Annotated in this window: 20 protein-coding genes and 1 other annotated feature; of the genes, 18 read left to right on the top strand and 2 right to left on the bottom strand. The window is 48.5% G+C overall.

Annotated features, from left to right (window positions below):
• The 6 genes from IQ294_RS06165 (at position 1) to IQ294_RS06140 (ending at position 5,817) form a co-directional block, all read left to right on the top strand.
• Complete coding sequence (locus IQ294_RS06165) at positions 1-1,212, top strand: type II secretion system F family protein (RefSeq protein ID WP_203333127.1); 1,212 nt, start codon at positions 1-3, stop codon at positions 1,210-1,212.
• 131 nt (positions 1,213-1,343) lie between these two features.
• Positions 1,344-1,844 carry a prepilin-type N-terminal cleavage/methylation domain-containing protein gene (locus IQ294_RS06160; protein ID WP_203333126.1) on the top strand — a complete coding sequence of 167 codons (501 nt, stop codon included), beginning with the start codon at positions 1,344-1,346 and terminating at the stop codon, positions 1,842-1,844.
• Between the two features lie 30 nt (positions 1,845-1,874).
• Positions 1,875-2,813, top strand: a complete 939-nt coding sequence (gene pilM / locus IQ294_RS06155) for a type IV pilus biogenesis protein PilM (protein WP_203333125.1) — start codon at positions 1,875-1,877, stop codon at positions 2,811-2,813.
• A gap of 2 nt (positions 2,814-2,815) precedes the next feature.
• A complete protein-coding gene (locus IQ294_RS06150) occupies positions 2,816-3,574 on the top strand; it encodes a fimbrial assembly protein (RefSeq protein ID WP_203333124.1) in 759 nt (252 codons plus the stop codon).
• On the top strand, positions 3,567-4,508 hold the full coding sequence (locus IQ294_RS06145; RefSeq protein WP_203333123.1) for a LysM peptidoglycan-binding domain-containing protein: 942 nt from the start codon (positions 3,567-3,569) through the stop codon (positions 4,506-4,508). Before IQ294_RS06150 ends, IQ294_RS06145 begins: the two co-directional genes overlap by 8 nt.
• 553 nt (positions 4,509-5,061) lie before the next feature.
• Positions 5,062-5,817 (top strand): prepilin peptidase, encoded by a 756-nt coding sequence (locus tag IQ294_RS06140; RefSeq protein WP_203333122.1) that lies wholly within the window; start codon positions 5,062-5,064, stop codon positions 5,815-5,817.
• Between the two features lie 229 nt (positions 5,818-6,046).
• Here the strand turns inward: IQ294_RS06140 and IQ294_RS06135 are convergent, their stop codons facing one another.
• Together IQ294_RS06135 and IQ294_RS06130 are read right to left on the bottom strand one after the other, a co-directional pair.
• On the bottom strand, positions 6,047-6,367 hold the full coding sequence (locus IQ294_RS06135; RefSeq protein WP_203333121.1) for a DUF5658 family protein: 321 nt from the start codon (positions 6,365-6,367) through the stop codon (positions 6,047-6,049).
• 506 nt (positions 6,368-6,873) lie between these two features.
• Positions 6,874-8,400 carry an AbgT family transporter gene (locus tag IQ294_RS06130; RefSeq protein ID WP_203333120.1) on the bottom strand — a complete coding sequence of 509 codons (1,527 nt, stop codon included), beginning with the start codon at positions 8,398-8,400 and terminating at the stop codon, positions 6,874-6,876.
• A 346-nt stretch (positions 8,401-8,746) separates the two neighbouring features.
• Between IQ294_RS06130 and IQ294_RS06125 the strand changes: the two genes are divergently transcribed.
• The 12 genes from IQ294_RS06125 to IQ294_RS06070 all read left to right on the top strand — a co-directional run bounded on the left by IQ294_RS06125 (position 8,747) and on the right by IQ294_RS06070 (position 17,118).
• Positions 8,747-9,355, top strand: coding sequence for a Maf family protein (locus IQ294_RS06125; protein ID WP_203333119.1), 609 nt, complete (start codon positions 8,747-8,749; stop codon positions 9,353-9,355).
• On the top strand, positions 9,349-10,041 hold the full coding sequence (radC, locus tag IQ294_RS06120; RefSeq protein ID WP_203333118.1) for a RadC family protein: 693 nt from the start codon (positions 9,349-9,351) through the stop codon (positions 10,039-10,041). The genes IQ294_RS06125 and radC overlap by 7 nt, the downstream gene beginning before the upstream one ends.
• Before the next feature lie 88 nt (positions 10,042-10,129).
• Positions 10,130-11,158 carry a rod shape-determining protein gene (locus IQ294_RS06115; protein WP_349291326.1) on the top strand — a complete coding sequence of 343 codons (1,029 nt, stop codon included), beginning with the start codon at positions 10,130-10,132 and terminating at the stop codon, positions 11,156-11,158.
• Positions 11,159-11,176: 18 nt separating this feature from the next.
• Positions 11,177-12,055, top strand: a complete 879-nt coding sequence (gene mreC, locus IQ294_RS06110) for a rod shape-determining protein MreC (protein WP_203333117.1) — start codon at positions 11,177-11,179, stop codon at positions 12,053-12,055.
• Positions 12,052-12,576: a rod shape-determining protein MreD gene (gene mreD / locus IQ294_RS06105; protein ID WP_203333116.1), complete on the top strand. Its 525-nt coding sequence runs from the start codon at positions 12,052-12,054 to the stop codon at positions 12,574-12,576. The genes mreC and mreD overlap by 4 nt, the downstream gene beginning before the upstream one ends.
• Before the next feature lie 55 nt (positions 12,577-12,631).
• Positions 12,632-13,324, top strand: coding sequence for a septum site-determining protein MinC (gene minC / locus IQ294_RS06100; protein ID WP_203333115.1), 693 nt, complete (start codon positions 12,632-12,634; stop codon positions 13,322-13,324).
• Between the two features lies 1 nt (position 13,325).
• A complete protein-coding gene (minD, locus tag IQ294_RS06095) occupies positions 13,326-14,126 on the top strand; it encodes a septum site-determining protein MinD (RefSeq protein ID WP_203333114.1) in 801 nt (266 codons plus the stop codon).
• A 143-nt stretch (positions 14,127-14,269) separates the two neighbouring features.
• Positions 14,270-15,208: a nuclease-related domain-containing protein gene (locus tag IQ294_RS06090; protein ID WP_203333113.1), complete on the top strand. Its 939-nt coding sequence runs from the start codon at positions 14,270-14,272 to the stop codon at positions 15,206-15,208.
• A 262-nt stretch (positions 15,209-15,470) separates the two neighbouring features.
• Positions 15,471-15,553 (top strand) — a sequence feature (ribosomal protein L21 leader region).
• Positions 15,554-15,567: 14 nt separating this feature from the next.
• Complete coding sequence (gene rplU / locus IQ294_RS06085; protein ID WP_203333112.1) at positions 15,568-15,876, top strand: 50S ribosomal protein L21; 309 nt, start codon at positions 15,568-15,570, stop codon at positions 15,874-15,876.
• A gap of 2 nt (positions 15,877-15,878) precedes the next feature.
• The gene (locus IQ294_RS06080) at positions 15,879-16,208 is read left to right on the top strand and encodes a ribosomal-processing cysteine protease Prp (protein WP_203333111.1); all 330 of its coding nucleotides are present in this window, start codon (positions 15,879-15,881) and stop codon (positions 16,206-16,208) included.
• 13 nt (positions 16,209-16,221) lie between these two features.
• Positions 16,222-16,512: a 50S ribosomal protein L27 gene (rpmA, locus tag IQ294_RS06075; RefSeq protein ID WP_008431505.1), complete on the top strand. Its 291-nt coding sequence runs from the start codon at positions 16,222-16,224 to the stop codon at positions 16,510-16,512.
• A 93-nt stretch (positions 16,513-16,605) separates the two neighbouring features.
• Positions 16,606-17,118 carry a Spo0B domain-containing protein gene (locus IQ294_RS06070; protein WP_203333110.1) on the top strand — a complete coding sequence of 171 codons (513 nt, stop codon included), beginning with the start codon at positions 16,606-16,608 and terminating at the stop codon, positions 17,116-17,118.
• Position 17,119: the final 1 nt, after the last annotated feature.

Here is a 17,119-nt window from a genome sequence, read left to right as displayed (position 1 = left end):
ATGGCGCGATTTAAATATGAAGGAAGAGACCGTAAACGGGTGCGTGCCGGAGTCGTCGTTGCCGGCAACCGGCGTGAAGCGGTCGAGAAATTACGCGATGAAGGCATCCGGGTCATCGATATTCGGGAAGTCGCCGAAACGACGCTTCAAAAAGATATCACACTTGGCAATCCGGTAAAGCGGGATCAGTTCATCATGTTCCTGCGCCAGTTCTCTACGCTGATGCGGGCCGGTGTCACTATCGTCGATTCGGTGAGGATCCTGTCGCAGCAAGTGGAGTCAAAACCCCTGCGCAAGACCTTGACCAGCATCGATGAAGATCTGCGGAAAGGTAATTCCCTTTCCGATTCACTCGGCAAGCATCCGAAGATCTTCGAACCGCTGACAGTCAACCTGATCAAAGCGGGCGAGCTGTCCGGTAATATCGACGAATCGCTTGATCGCCTGGCCACTTATTACGATAAGGCGTATCAGACCCGGCAGAAAGTGAAATCGGCGATGTCGTATCCCTTGGTCGTCGGCGTGCTGGCTATCGGCGTCGTCATTTTTCTCCTGTCATCGATTGTGCCGATGTTTGCAGATATGTTCATGGGCTTTGGCGGCGAGCTGCCGATGCTCACGCAAATCGTCATGATGGCGAGTGACCTTGTGCTGCAGTTCTGGTATCTGCTCGTCTTGGCGGGACTTGGATTTGCGCTCGGCATCTGGATGATGAAACGCAATGAACAGGGCCGCATGATACTCGACACTTTGATGCTGCGTATGCCCGTTTTCGGCCGTATGCTGAAGAAATCTGCATTGGCGAGGATGACAAGAACCTTGAGTTCATTATTCTCCAGTTCCGTGCCTATTCTCCAAGCTTTGACCATGGTCGAAAAAGTCGTCGGCAATGAAGTGATGTCGAAAGTGATTCTGGCTTCCCGTGACAGTCTGGAACGTGGCGGATCATTGACCGAACCCATGAAAAACCACTGGGCCTTTCCGCCGTTGATCCCGCACATGATCCAGATCGGGGAACAGACCGGATCGCTCGATCATATGCTGGATAAAGTCGCTGATTTCTATGAGAAAGAAGTGGAAGCGGAGACCGACCGGTTGAAAGCGTTAATAGAACCGTTAATGATTGTCGTGCTTGCAGGGCTGGTCGGGACTATAGTCATGTCCATTATGTTGCCTATGTTTGAAATGTTTCAAAATATTGACAATATGTAGTCTGTATGTGATTATTTTGTTGAAAAAAATTGTAAATTTATCGGAAAAAATACTTGCATATTCAAATAGACTTGCTATACTAAAGGAGTACTCATAAAGTACTAAAAATAAGGTTATCGGGAGGAAATGAAATGAAGAAATTCATGCAAAAACGTTTAAAGAATGAAAAGGGTATGACGCTGATCGAGCTATTGGCTGTTATCGTTATTATCGCGATTATCGCAGCGATTGCAATTCCAGCGATATCTAATATCATTGAGAATAGTAGAGTAGGTGCCGCAAAATCAGATGCTCTATCTGCATTTGCAGCAGCTGAATTATATTTAGCTGAAAATGGTGATGCCTTTACTGCTGCTGGTGTTGGTGATATTACTACAGCAGAACTTACTGGAGGCGGTTATTTAGATGATTTAGGAAGTTTTGAATTGGTCGATGCAAACGGAGCTGTCGGCCCTTCATTTACTTCCAATGCTGATGGTGATTTATTGTTAAGTGGTACAGCGATTAATGGAGGAGTTAAAGTAGAATTTGCACTTACTTCTGAAGATGCTGTGCAAGCTTTAGCTAATGGTGATGATTCGGCTGCAACAGGCGATGACGCACCGCCAGCTACAATTACTGTAACTAGATAATTTATATTTTTTAACCTAGGAGCTGAAAAAATGGCCTTATCGTTTTTATCGAGAAAAACGCGTGTTGCGACGATTATAATAGAAGAAGATGCAATTCGCCACGTCGATTTGAAATCGGTCGATCCGCTTCAAGTGAGTATTGCCGAGGAGTTAGCGCTCCCGGCAGGCATCCTGGAAGACGGCAAGATCACCGATTTTGAAGCGCTGGGCTCGATACTCGATAAGGCTGTCAATCAGTGGGGTCTCTCCAAGAAGTCAGTCCGATTCCTCGCCCCTGACGAATTTGTTATTATCCGCAAAGTGCCTTACCCCGACGATGTTGAGACGGACGAACTGAAGGGCCATTTCTTTATTGAAATCGGCTCTACTCTTTATCTGCCGTTTGAAGATCCCGTTTTCGATGTGGTGCCTTACCAATTGGATTCGGAAAAACCGGAAGCGATCATCATCGCTTCCAAGGAATCGATCGTCCAGGATTTTGAACGTGCCTTCAAAGATTCGAAACTGGATCCGGTCGTTGCCGATATCACGCCGCTCGCGCTCTACCGGCTTGCTTATCTGCAGCATGACATTGACCTGACAGAACACATCATGCTCGTGGATCTGCAGGGCTCCAAAATGACCGTGTCGATCTTCCATGAACATTTCCCGTTATTTATGCGGCCCGTCGATCTGTCGGAATTCACCCAGTTTGCCGATGATTCATCGGCTCTCATGGACGTCATCATTGCCGAGACGGAAAAGCTGGCGAATTTTTACCGCTATAATATGAATGAAGGCGAGATCGGCATCACGAAGATTTTATTCAACGGCGAATTTGATGAATGGTATACCCTGCAGGCACGCATCGAAGGGCGATTCGCCATTCCGATCATGCCGCTGGTTTTAAAACCTATCACTACCGACTACGGCGATCTCGTCCATGGACGTTTTAACCGTGCCATCGGTCTTGCGCTGAAAGAGGTGTGACGATGTTAGTTGATATTAACTTATTGCCGCAGAAGGAGCGGGAACGTCCCGCCTTCCTCATTGCGGCGCTTTCTATTTTACTGCTCGGAATCATCATATTCGCAATTCTTTTCTTCCTGGCTCAAGGGGAGACAGCAGAAAGTGGGTCCCTGTCTGAGCAAAGTGCAGAACTCACGCTCCAGCAGGAACAATTGCGTGCGCAGCTGGAAGCGACAACCGGCTTGAATGAAGAGCAGCAATTGAAAGTCACCGTCGACTGGGCGGAAAGCTATCAATACGATACGATTCCGCTGCTCGAAGAATTGGCTGGCTTATTGCCGGAACGCGGCTTTTTCGACCAAATCACATTTGGTGCCCCGAATACCGCGACTCTGGTGGTCCAATTCGATGCCACGCGTGACGCCGCCTATTATCTGGCGCAGCTGAAAAGTTCGCCGCTTCTGGATTATGCTTCGCTCGATTCAGTCCAAAGTGAGGCGAGCATGCTGGCTGATGAAGAAGAGGAAGAGCAGGAAACTGCTCAGGATTCGACTATTGAAATGCCGAGATATCTCGCTACATATACGTTGATATTCGTGGATGACCGTCTTCCTGTATTGGATGAAGAAGGCAATATCATAGAAGAAGCTCCGGAAGAAGAAACGACGGATACGGAAACGGATGTCGATGTGGACGTTGATGTCAATACAGAAACAGATACAGATACAGAGATAGAAACAGAGACCACTCCAACAGATGCGGAGGGGGATACGAATGAGTAGTTTGACGAAGAAGCAAAAGGAAACGGCGTTGATCGTGCTTGCTGTTTTATTTCTTATCATGATTTCCGCATACGCTTATTTCATGGTATATACGCCGGCGAAAGAAAGCCGGGAAATGTCGGAACAGCTGTTCAAATCGGAACGTGAAGTGCTGATGGCGCTGCAGGAACAGCTGAAGGCTCTGCCGGAAGAAGAGCGCGTGTCAACAAGCGAACTTCAGCAGCGGGTATCGGTGGAACCGTTGTCCGAACTGATCGTTCTGCAGGTGGAACAGGCGGAATTACTGTCGGAATCACAGGTGCAGACGATTGATATCGCCGAGTCACCGCTCGAATTATTGTACCCGGTCGAAGGCATTGAAAATGTCCAGAAAATCCAGACGACCGTGACATTTGAAACGGCAGATTACGCGGGCATCACCCGCTTCATCCGGGAAATCGAAGCGATGAAACGCATCTTGATCATCGATTCGATCGATTTCCAGTCCAATGGTGAAGTGACGAGTACGGAGCAGGAAGACGCTATCCTGGAAGTCACATTGAGTTTCTCGGCGTTTTACCGCCCGGACCTGATCGCATTAGCTGATACATTGCCGAAAGTCGACGCACCTCCGCCAGCCAATAAAGTCGATCCGTTACCGAAAAATGACGGGGTCGATTTGGCGGACCGTGATGAATCCGATGAACCAGCGGACGTGGAAGTTGATGTGGATGTAACCGTCGACGGAGAAGCGGCAGCCGCAGTTCCGAATGCGAATGTTGCCGGAGCACAAACGGCTTTATTCCATAAAGTGGTTCCTGGAGATACGCTGTATTCCATTTCGGTTAAATATTACGGTGGGGGCGAAGGCGTGGATCTCATACGCGACGCCAATAACATGACGGATTATACAGTGAAAGCCGGGTCGACCTTGACCATTCCTGAAAAACCTTAAAAGAGGAAATCATTGAGATTTCCTCTTTTTTCTCTACTATAAAATAGAAATAATTTTAATAAAAATTGAATTAAAGAAACGATATTTAAATTTCGCTTCGGCGCTATGGACCAAGCTCCCACAATAAGCCGAGAAGAACACTCGTCTTATTGCTCCGCTCAGTCCGGAGCCGCGCCTTTGCTTAGGTCCACTTCTAGAGTCAAAGTAAAGCACTGAAGACTCCTCATATTCTAAGTGAAGCGCTGAGCACTCACTCGGACGAAGGTCCGAGTTCGATTTGGGAACCACCTCAGCATGAGAAGGGTTCCTAAGATATGGAGCAAAACAGTGAGACTCCTGCGACGAAGCGCAGAGCGCTGGTGGAGCATCGGTTTTTGCGGCGACGAGGAGGATTGGGCGGGAGCCAAGACATTGGCCGAGGCTCGCGAGGGCAAGTCTTTGCGACGAAGCTAGCGCAGCGATGCAGGAGCACGGTTTTTGGAAAGCGAAACTGTTTTGCGGAATATCGGTTATTAAAACACACAAATAAATTCTAATAGTGATGAGGGTTCACATGACAATTACGTATACAGTTTTCTTTTTCATATTCGGTCTCGTCTTCGGCTCATTCTTCAATGTTGTCGGATTGCGCGTGCCGAAAAAAGAGTCGATCGCCTACCCGCCGTCCCATTGTACGAAATGTGACCGGCAGCTGACTGCGCTCGATCTTGTGCCAGTCTTCTCATACTTATTCCTGCGCGGCAGATGCCGTTCGTGCGGAGAAAAGATCCACTGGGTCTATCCGTTGATGGAGGCGGTTACAGGTATATTATTCGCTTTATCGTTCCTGCATTTCGGCTTCACCCCGGAACTGATCATCGCGATCCTCTTCGTATCGATGCTGGTCATCATTACGGTATCGGATATCGCCTATATGCTCATTCCGGATAAAGTGCTTTTGCCTTTCGGTATTTTACTATTGGTACTCCGATTCTTCATCCCGCTCGATCCATGGTGGGATGCGCTCGTCGGGGCGGCGGCAGGATTCTTGATCCTGTTGCTGATTTCGGTTGTGTCTAAAGGCGGAATGGGGGGCGGGGACATCAAATTGTTTTTCGTCATCGGGCTTGTGCTCGGTACGGCCGGAACCTTCATGACACTGTTCTTCGCTTCGCTTATCGGTGCGATTGTCGGCATCATCATCCTGCGGAAAACCGGACAGGGGCGGAAAACCCCGATTCCATTCGGCCCGTCGATTGCGGCGGGAGCTGTCATCGTTTATTTTTACGGTGATATGGTGCTCGACTGGTATATGACGTTGTGGACTTGAGAAAAGCGACGGCGCCCGTTCAGCTCCGAAAGGCAAGAGATCGACCAAATATAATTTGGTCATCTCTTTGCGACGAAGCTAGCGAAGCGATGCAGGAGCAATAATGGTTTAGATGAACTTCTGAAGCGGCGTCCTTTGCGACGAAGCAGCGCAGCGATGCAGGGACAGAAACAGGAGCAACATTATGGCATAACGAACGCCCTGGAGAAAGCTTCTCCAGGGCGTTTTTTTAGATGAACAGGAAAGGGATCCAATAGAGATGAAGGGCCATGATCATCGTGTAGATGGCGTTGGCTCCGAAAAATGTGATGCGCCAGAAATTGGAGCGAACCTGGCTGAACGCTGTAAACAGGAGTCCGAACAGGCAGGTCGAAAGGAATAATTTGATGCCGAGGATGGTGAATGGCTCAAACGAACTCAGGAGAGGATTGGCCTCGGTTACGATATTATTGCTCAGGCCAACATACGTCAGGATGCCGTCAAGGGCGTTCAGGACAATTAACAGCCAGATGGATTTTTTGAGTGGTGCCCGCTGATCAGGGATTGCCATAACCTGTACCTCTTTTCGTGGAGAGTAGTTTTAAGGGGGTATCATAATTTTGCTTAACAGAACCTTTTTTTGCTGTATGCTTTAGCCATACCCGTTCTCAGAAATGTTAGACATGAAAAATTATCCATAAAATTTTAATCATCATTTGATAAATAAAGTGATATTTATAAACTGCTTCAGCGCTATAGATAGTATAAAGAATGTGTTTCACCGTTTCCTATGTAGTAAAGTGTGCCACTTAGGTTAGGGGTGAGAGTTAGCTAGTGGAAACCACTCCAGTATAAGAAAAATTTCTAAGATATGGAACAAAACAGCGAAGACTCCCAGGCGATCCGGTGATGTGCTGAGATCCACTCGGGCGTAGTGAAACGAGCACGAGTTAGCTCAGCGCAAGCAGCCAGGAAAGCGAGCTGTTTTGAGGAATATCGATTTCCCCTAACTATCTAATTCAATTTAAATATAAGAAAAGCCGCCGCAGAATTTTCTGCGGCGGCTCCATTCAATTTTTAATTATTGTAATGCAATGGTGAACCCGGTCCGAGATCGAGGCCCAATGTCATCCAGACGATGAGCATGATCGACCAGACGATCAGGAAGATGATGGAGTACGGGAGCATGACCGAGATCAATGTACCGATACCCATTTTCTTATCGTATTTCTGTGCAAAGGCGATGATGATCGCAAAATACGTCATCAGCGGCGAAATGATATTCGTCGATGAATCGGCGATGCGGTAAGCCATTTGCGTGAGTTCAGGCGAATAGCCAAGCTGCATCATGATCGGCACGAACACAGGGGCCATCATTGCCCATTTGGCGGAAGCACTTCCGATGAACAGGTTGATGACAGCTGTGATCCCAATGAATCCGAGGATCAGCGGGATCCCTGTCAGATTCGCGCTTTCCAGGAATTCGGCACCGTAGACCCCGATGACCATGCCCATATTCGATTCGGCGAAATAAGCGACGAATTGTCCGGCAGTGAATGCCAGGACGATGAACATCCCCATCGAAGCCATCGTATCAGTGAGATGGTTGGCGACGTCTTTATCATTCTTGATATTCTTCGTGGCGATTCCGTAGAACAGACCAGGTATGAAGAACAGGATCAGGATGATCGGAACAAGAGATGACATGAACGGGGATTGGATGACTCCGCCGTCTTCGGCACGCAGGGCACCGCTTTCAGGTACGATCAGCATAGCGAAGGCGATTGCTGTGATCACGAATGAAACCGCAGCCCATAGCATGCCTTTCTTTTCTTCTTTCGTAAGGCCAGTAAGGCTTTCGCGGAACTCGCCTTTGTATTCGCCCAGGCGCGGTTCAACGATTTTCTCTGTAACAAATGCGCCGGCGACCGTCAGAACGAATACGGAAGCGATGATGAAGTAATAGTTCATCGCAACGTTCATGCCTTCAGCATAGGCAGGGTCGATGATCGCAGCGGCTGCGATCGTCAGGTTTCCGAGCATCGGATCGGTAGCAGACAAGAGCAAGTTGGCACTGAAGCCACCGGATACACCGGCGAATGCAGCGGCAAGGCCGGCAAGCGGGTGGCGTCCGAGTGCTGCGAAGATCACTGCTCCAAGCGGAGGCAGGACAACGTAACCAGCGTCAGAAGCGACACTTGACATGATACCGGCAAATACTAGACCGGCTGTGATCAGGAATTTCGGAACGGACAGAACGAACCCGCGCAGCAAAGCCGAGATCAATCCTGTGCGTTCAGCAATTCCGATACCGAGCATCGTTGCAAGAACAACGCCGAGCGGTGCGAAGCCGATGAAGTTATCGACCATGCTGGTGAAGATATACTGGATGCCTTCCGCATTCAGCAGGTTCTTGACTTCGACCATTTCACCTTCCTGGCCCGGGTGTTCGACTGAAATGCCAAAGCTGGAAATGATGGCAGACAAGACCAGTACAAGCAGGGCAAGCACAGCGAATAAAGTCACTGGATGCGGTAATTTATTCCCGATGAATTCGACTCCATCCAACGATTTTTGGACGAAACCTTTCCGCTTTTTCTCCATATAATCATCCTTTTCTCAAAATAAAAATTCCCTATTCGATATACTGGAATAGGAAATCTTCTGAATTTAAAATCCGTTTCCATTGTAATCGTTTAGCAGGCAGGATGAAAGTGTTTTAAAGAAAAAGTAATAATGGCAAGATTTGAACAGTTGCCACTTTTCTGAAGCTCTCTTTAAAATCCGGACTGTACGAAAATCCATTTTGGAATCGAGCAATGCCGCGGCTTTATCTTTTAGAGGGGGCCAAATCTGATTTTTGGAAGGCTATAATGCGCCAAAACTTATTTTTCGCCATTTGAAACAATATTCAGGTCAGTGGTATTCTTTTAAAAAAGGAGGCGTTCCTATGTATTTCCATTCCAATCAACTCATCATCCTGGCATCGCAGTCGCCGCGCCGAAGCGAGCTGCTGCAAATGCTCGGATTTGATTTTCAGATAACACCGAGTCAGAAAGAAGAGCCGAAGCCTGACAAGTTTCCGAATGCGCTGAGTTATGTGCTTCACTGTGCGGAAGTGAAGGCGGCAGAAGTAGCCGGAAGGCATCCGGGTGCTGTCGTGATCGGCGCGGATACGATCGTTGTATGCGACGGTGAAATACTGCTGAAGCCTGTGGATAAAGAAGAGGCGAGGGAGACGCTCCGCAAACTTTCCGGACGGACCCATGATGTGATTACGGCGGTTGCCGTGCAGGCGGGCAATAGTGAAATGTCATTCCATGAAATCACAAGGGTCACTTTTTTCGATCTGCCTGACAGCTGGATCGAAGCCTATACGAATACGGATGATCCCTATGACAAGGCGGGTGCTTACGGCATCCAGACATTGTCGGGTCTATTTGTCGAGAAAATTGATGGGGATTACAATACGGTCGTCGGATTGCCGATCGCCCGTTTAGCACAGAAACTGGCTCACGCCGGATATCTTTCTTTAAAAGGGAGCAGTGTGGAATGCTGAAGGAACAGACGATGATGATCCGTGATGTCCATTCAGCTGACCGTCCGCGTGAACGGCTAATCAACCAGGGGGCGACGAGCCTGTCGAACCAGGAATTGATCGCCATCATGCTGCGCACAGGAACAAGGCAGGAGTCTGTCCTGCACCTGGCGAACCGTGTGCTGCATCATTTTGAGCAGATCCAGCAAATGAAAGATGCGAGCATTGAAGAACTCACTTCCATAAATGGCATCGGCCAGGCGAAAGCGGTGCAATTGCTCGCTGCGGTCGAACTGGGCCGGCGCCTCTCTTCCAAACAGACGGATGCGAAATATACGATCCGTTCCCCGAAAGACGCCGCTTCCTATCTGATGGCGGATATGACTTCACTCAAACAGGAACATTTCGTCGTTCTTTTCCTCAATATAAAAAATCAGGTGCTGCACCGCCAGACGATTTTTGTCGGCAGCCTGAACGCGAGCATCGTCCATCCGCGTGAAATTTTCCGTGAAGCGGTTCGCCGTTCTGCGGCATCGATCGTCTGTGCCCATAATCATCCGTCCGGCAATCCGGCTCCATCACCTGAAGACATCGCGGTGACAAAGCGTTTGATGGAAGCTGGAAGCATTGTCGGCATTGAGCTTTTGGACCATTTGATCATCGGGGACCATCAGTTCATTTCTTTGAATGAAAAGGGATATATGTAGCACTGTTACTTTCTTTGTTTTTCAGCTATAATGAGTAGTATTGTGTAAACACTATGGCTTAGAGGCATAAAAGAAGGGAAGAATTCACGTGTTTGGAATGGGATCAAAAGATGTAGGAATCGACTTAGGAACTGCTAACACACTCGTATTCGTTAAAAATAAAGGGATCGTTCTGAGAGAACCATCCGTAGTAGCAAAAAATACCAGCACAGGCGAGATCGTCGCTGTAGGTAACGACGCACGGAACATGATCGGCCGTACACCGGGATCGATCGTGGCAATCCGTCCGATGCGTGACGGCGTCATCGCCGATTACGATACAACGACTGCCATGATCCAATATTATATGAAAGAAGCGATGAAAAAAGTCGGCGGCTCGATGAAGAAGCCGAACGTCATGATTTGTGTGCCTTTCGGAATCACATCCGTTGAACAGCGCGCGATCATCGATGCATCGCGTCAGGCTGGAGCGCGTGAAGCGTTCACGATCGAAGAGCCTTTTGCAGCAGCGATCGGAGCTAATCTTCCGGTTTGGGAACCAATGGGCAGTATGGTCGTCGATATTGGTGGAGGCACGACGGAAGTTGCCGTCATTTCACTTGGCGGCATTGTTACAAGCGAATCCATCCGTGTTGCCGGTGACGCAATGGACCAGGCAATCACGCAGTATATCCGTAAAACGTATAACCTGACAATCGGGGAACGGACGTCTGAAGCGATCAAGATGGAAGTTGGGGCAGCCCGTGTCACAACACCTGAAGAAAAAGCGCTGAAAATGGACATCCGCGGCCGTGACCTGCTTACAGGCCTACCGAAAACAATCGAGATTTCTTCTGAAGAAATTGCTGAAGCGTTGAAGGAATCCGTTCTTTCCATCATTGAAGGCGTGAAGAAAACGCTTGAAACGACTCCGCCGGAACTATCGGCTGATGTCATGGAACGCGGCATTGTCCTGACTGGAGGCGGAGCCCTTCTGAAAAATCTTGATAAGGTCATTTCGGATGAAACGCAGATGCCTGTCCTGATTGCTGAAAACCCGCTTGACTGCGTAGCGATCGGCACTGGTAAAGCGCTTGATAACATCGATCAAATCCGTCGCATGCAATCAACTAAATAAGTAAGGAGGATTGCTGCCATGTCTAGGTTCCTATCGAACAAGCGGCTAATTCTTTTATTGCTCGGGGTCATCCTCCTCGTAGCTTTAATTTCCTATTCCTTGCGGGATCGCGACAATGTAAACTTTGCAGAGAGACTCATTAAGGATACTGTGGGGGCAGGCCAGAGCCTATTCTCCGGACCGGCGCATTTTGTAACAGGCATTTTCGATAACGTTGATTCACTTCTGAATACATACAAGGAAAATCAGCATTTGAAAGGCCGTCTTGAAGAATTTGCAACCGTGCAGGCGGAAGTGACTGACCTGCGTTCTGAAAATGAACAATTGAAGGAAATTGTCGGCAAAGAAGCCGACCTGCGGGATTATAACCCCGTTCAGGCGACTGTCATTGCACGAAACCCCGATCAATGGGAAGAAAAGATCATCTTGAACAGAGGCAGCTCGGACGGCGTTGAACCCGATATGGCCGTCATGACGGCGAAAGGGCTGATCGGCAAAGTCTCGCTTGTCACGAAAACCACCTCAACTGTCGAATTGATTTCGACACAGAATCCGAATTACCGTGTTTCAGCTATGGTTCTCGGCGGTGCAGAAGGCGTCTTCGGTCTCATCGAAGGCTACGATGCAGAACGCCGGGAACTCTTGCTGAAACGGATCGATGCCCAGATTGAACTGGAAGTCGGCCAGCAGGTCGTCTCAAGCGGTCTCGGCGGCATCTTTCCCAAAGGCCTGATTATCGGCGAAATCACTGAAGTGACGATCGACGAATTCGGCCTGACGAAATTGGCTTATGTCAAACCGTCAGCTGACTTTACCCTGTTGAACCACGTGATGATCGCTGACCGGGCGATGCCTGACGGCGACGAGGCGGAAGCGGTGGAGGAGGAAGGATCATGATCCGATACCTCTTGCCGGCACTCGCACTCGCGCTGTTTTTCCTTGAACCCGTCTTTGGATTATTTTCCCCGTTGCAGCTTGACGGGGTTTATTATTATATCGTCCCCCGATTTCTATTAATGTATCTGATCTTCGTAACCGTCTACTATGATGCCAAACGCGCAATGATCTATGGATTGTTTTTCGGCCTCTTGTACGATGTCTTTTTCATTGATATTATTGGATTATATTCATTTTTATATCCGTTGATGTGCTTGATCGCGAGCTATATCGTCAAGTCGGTGCAGCGCAATCTGGTTGTCGCAACCCTCTTGACCCTTGTGCTGACGGCACTTTTTGAATTTATGCTGTATCTGTTCTTTTCTGCGATCTCACTCGCCGCCTTGCCTGCGGAAGCGTTTTTCATCTCCCGCCTGCTGCCGACGATGATCGCGAATTCCGTGTTCCTGGTGATGCTGGGCTGGGCTTTCAAATTGATCATCGATGCCCGCTTGATCGAGAGGGAAAACAGTAAAGCGTGACGCGAATGAAACTGAAATGCTTTTTATGTAACAGGAAATAAAGACGATACTTTTAATGGGAAGCGCAGGTGACGAATTTTTGAAGAATCTTGTCTATATAAGAGGAACGAAAGAAGGCCTTGTGCTGCAGTTCGATGACCAGTGCGCCTATGCGGATCTGCTGAGCGAACTGAAAGCGAAGGTTTCGGATCCTGCGCTCGATGGCAGCGCCGAAGTGCAGCTCCATCTGGGTTACCGGTATTGCACCGAAGCCCAATATAAGGAAATCGTTTCGACCATCGAATCCAACTCGCATCTGCGTGTTGCCAAGATGCGCTCTGAAGTGATTTCTGTGGAAGAAAGCAATAAACGGATCCATGAACGCCAATCCGAGACGTATGTCGGGATTGTCCGTTCCGGGCAGGTAGTGAAAGCTGAAGGGGATCTGGTAGTCGTCGGGGATGTAAACCCGAACGGCCGCGTGGTCGCCGGCGGCAATATCTATGTGCTGGGCCGTCTGAAAGGGATCGCCCATGCCGGCGCCAACGGCAACCGCGAAGCGGTCATCGCCGCGTCATGGCTGGAAGCGACCCATCTGATGATCGACGATTTGATTGAAACGATGACTGACGAATTGACTGTGCTGTCCGAACAGCCGGAAATGGAATGTGCCTATTTACATAGCAATGGCCAGAATATCGTTATCGACCGTTTACAGGAATTGCGATTCATCCGACCGCAAATTTCAACGTTTAAAGGAGGAAGCTAGTGTGGGAGAAGCAATCGTCATAACATCAGGCAAGGGAGGCGTCGGTAAAACGACGACAACCGCCAATCTCGGCACTGCATTGGCTCTTCAAGGGAAAAAAGTATGCCTCATCGACACCGATATCGGCCTGCGGAATCTGGATGTCATCCTGGGCCTCGAAAACCGCATCATCTATGATCTTGTCGATGTGCTCGAAGGTCGCTGCAAAGTGCACCAGGCCTTAGTGAAAGACAAGCGTTTCGACGATATGCTTTATTTATTGCCGGCCGCACAGACGACTGACAAGAATGCCGTCAATCCGGAGCAGATGAAAGAACTCGTGACGGAACTGAAAAAAGAGTACGATTTCGTCATCATCGATTGCCCCGCAGGCATCGAGCAAGGCTATAAAAATGCCGTGGCCGGCGCTGACCGTGCCATCGTCGTCACGACGCCTGAAATCTCAGCCGTCCGCGACGCCGACCGCATCATCGGCCTGCTCGAACTTGAAGAAAATATCGAACCGCCAAAACTCATTATCAACCGTATCCGCCAGCACTTGATGAAAGCAGGCGAAGCGCTTGATATCAATGAAATTACGACGCACCTGTCGATCGACCTGATCGGCATCATCGCCGATGACGAAAGTGTCATCTCGAGCTCGAACCGCGGCGAACCCGTCGTCATGAATCCGGCCAACCCCGCAGCCCAGGGCTACCGCAACATCGCCCGCCGCCTGCTCGGCGAATCCGTACCGCTCATGACGATGGACAAGCAAGGCACAGGCGTCTTTTCGAAGATCAAAGCAATCTTCTCCAAATAAAATCATTTGCCATTGTGAGGTCCCCTGCAGAATTTCTGTGGGGGATTTTTGTGGTTTTGTAGGATTAATAAATTTTAGGTGAAATGATATTAAGGTAATTGGTGATTTTAAATTGGAATGGTAATTCAGAAAAGGGGTGCGGGTTGGACGTTCATTTGCTGAAGTTAATCGTGCTTTATGAAAGGTTGAGCAGCAGGAATTCGTCACGGGATGAAGTATACGGGGAATTGAAAAGGGCATTGGCGGGAGCGGCGGGTGAGAGGCGGACAGCTGATTTGCTGGAACGCGAACTGGACCTGGGAAGTGAGTTTAAGATATACCGCGATTTGTCGCTGCCTTATTCAGGCGGCTATGCCCAAATCGATTTCCTGCTGCTGCATGCCCGACTGATCTCCGTTTTGGAAGTGAAGAATATGGTGGGTGAATTCCATTTCGATCCGGTCAATTTTCAATTCCACCGTGTAATCGAGGGGCGTGTGGAAGGCATGCGCAATCCGGAAACCCAGCTGCACCGCGCTGTCAAAGCATCTGAAAAGTTTTTCGGAACCAAAGTGCATGGCACCATCGTCTTGTCGAGCCGCTCTGGAAGGGTAGCCGCCCCGCCCAAACTCTATCCGATCGTCGCACTCGATTATTTGCCCTTCCATCTGGAGGGGCTGGTCGATCCTGACATGAAGCTGAAACTGGACGATTTTGAGGTTTTGTTGCGGCGCAGCCGCGGGCATTATAACATCCCTGACCTGCTGGAGAAGCATAAGCTGACACGGGAATCTGTGGAGGCGGGGGTGAGGTGTTTGGGGTGTGGCCGCCTGTCGTGCGCGTGGATTCAACGGAAATGGCGCTGCAGTAACTGCCGGGCCGTCTCGTCTGACGCGCATGAGTTTGCATTGCAGGAATATGCGGTGTTGTTTGGGTTAGAGTTGACGACAGAATTTGCTTATAAGTGGCTGGGTATACATGATAAGTATGTTTTGTATCGTTTATTGGAAAAATTGACAGTTAAAAGTAATAAACGAGGAATACGCTATATTGTAGAAAATAATCGCTTGGTAGCCGATCATTTTAAGGGGATTTATTCGTGACCGCACCTCAAAGGGGAATAACCGCACCCCAAGGAGAGATTTCCGCAACTCAGATTATGTTTTCCGCACCTCAAAAATAAATATGTATAATATTTCCAAAATCATACCGCCAAACCAGGTTTAATTGAATGAAAAATAGGTCATTTAAATAAAGAAGCAGCCATCTACAGTCACCATCATCTTCCATCTCAATGAATTCGCCAGTATCTATTGACGCCACCTATCAAAACGTGCTATTATTCTAATGTTATGTTTGTAGCGCACCGTGCTACAACCGCTCGAATCGGGTACACAAGAATTCGCACATGATGCGGATCACCTGGATAGGCGAGTCTTAGTCTAAGAGGAGGTGCAAGGATATGTACGCAATTATTGAAACTGGTGGAAAACAGATCAAAGTTGAAGCGGGCCAAGAAATCTATGTTGAGAAATTGAACGGAGAAGCTGGTGACGTGATCACATTTGACAAAGTTCTATTTGTAGGTGGAGATGACGCTAAAGTGGGTGTTCCTTTTGTTGAAGGAGCTACTGTTACAGCTAAAGTTGAAAAACAAGGCAAACAGAAAAAAATCACTGTCTTCAAATACAAAGCTAAAAAGAACTACCGTAAAAAACAAGGTCACCGTCAGCCATACACGAAATTGACTGTTGACGCGATCAACCTGTAAGAATGATCAAAGTTAAAATTAAAGAAACGTCAGGACGCATTTCGTCTTTCGAGATGTCGGGCCATGCGGACTTTGCGGAACATGGGCAGGACCTGGTATGTGCCGGCGCATCAGCTGTTTCATTTGGAGCGGTGAATGCGATTATGGAACTTACCGGAATTGAACCGGAAATCCAGCAGAGTGAAAGTGGCTATTTGAAAGTCGGTTTCCCGGATGACCTCGACGAGAAAACGGACGGACAGGTGCAACTCCTCGTCCGCAGCATGATTGTTTCATTAAAAACGATTGAACAAGACTATGAAGAATATATTAAAATAACCTTCACAGCTTAGGAGGTGGGACAGAATGTTAAGATTAGATCTTCAGTTTTTCGCATCCAAAAAAGGTGTAGGTTCAACGAGAAACGGACGTGACTCAGAATCTAAACGCCTTGGCGCTAAACGTGCAGACGGCCAAGAAGTTACTGGTGGTTCAATTTTATACCGTCAACGCGGTACTAAAATTTATCCAGGAGAAAACGTTGGGCGTGGCGGAGACGATACACTTTTCGCTAAAATCGACGGCGTTGTGCGCTTTGAGCGTTACGGCCGCGACAAGAAAAAAGTGAGCGTTTACCCAGTAGCACAAGAAGCTTAATAAAAACAAAAAGGGCTGCTTCCGCAGTCCTTTTTATTTTTCAGGAATCTATTGGTATACTGGAATAAGAAGAAATTTTAGGACGTGAAACTGATGGATAACCCGATGACGGTGGCACAAGCGCTTCGGCATGCGCGCCATGATTTTTTGAATGAGCTCCAATTAATTGGAATGAAACTGGATCTTGGGCGTACGCAGGACGTGAAATCGATCATTCGATCGCATGCCGAAGCGGCTGTGCAGCTGAGCAGGCTGTCGGCGCTGAAGATGCCGGCGACGGAAAATTGGCTGCTGACGGCGGAATGGCGTTTTCCGGAATTCCGTTTTCGGGTGGAATGTGCCGCTGAAAAAGGCGGAACGCCAGATGATGCGATTTTTGCAGAGTGGCTTGAACAGTTCTTCACCACTCTTAAAAAGCGACCGGAGGCACATGCCAACAGCTGCCGCATTTCATTGGAACAGCAGGAATCCATATTTACAATCGAACTTAAAATAGAAGGAAATCCGCAAACTGTAGGTTTGCCGGAGATTCCGGGTTTATTGGCACGAGAAAGAGTTGCAGCGGACAATTGGAAGATCATTGTCAGCACACAGATGGAGGGATAAT

The organism is Planococcus beigongshangi (genome assembly GCF_016820495.1).
Taxonomy (GTDB): Bacteria; Bacillota; Bacilli; order Bacillales_A; family Planococcaceae; genus Planococcus; species Planococcus beigongshangi.
The sequence above is the reverse complement of the archived record's forward strand: the minus strand, read 5'-3'. Positions and strand labels throughout refer to the sequence as shown.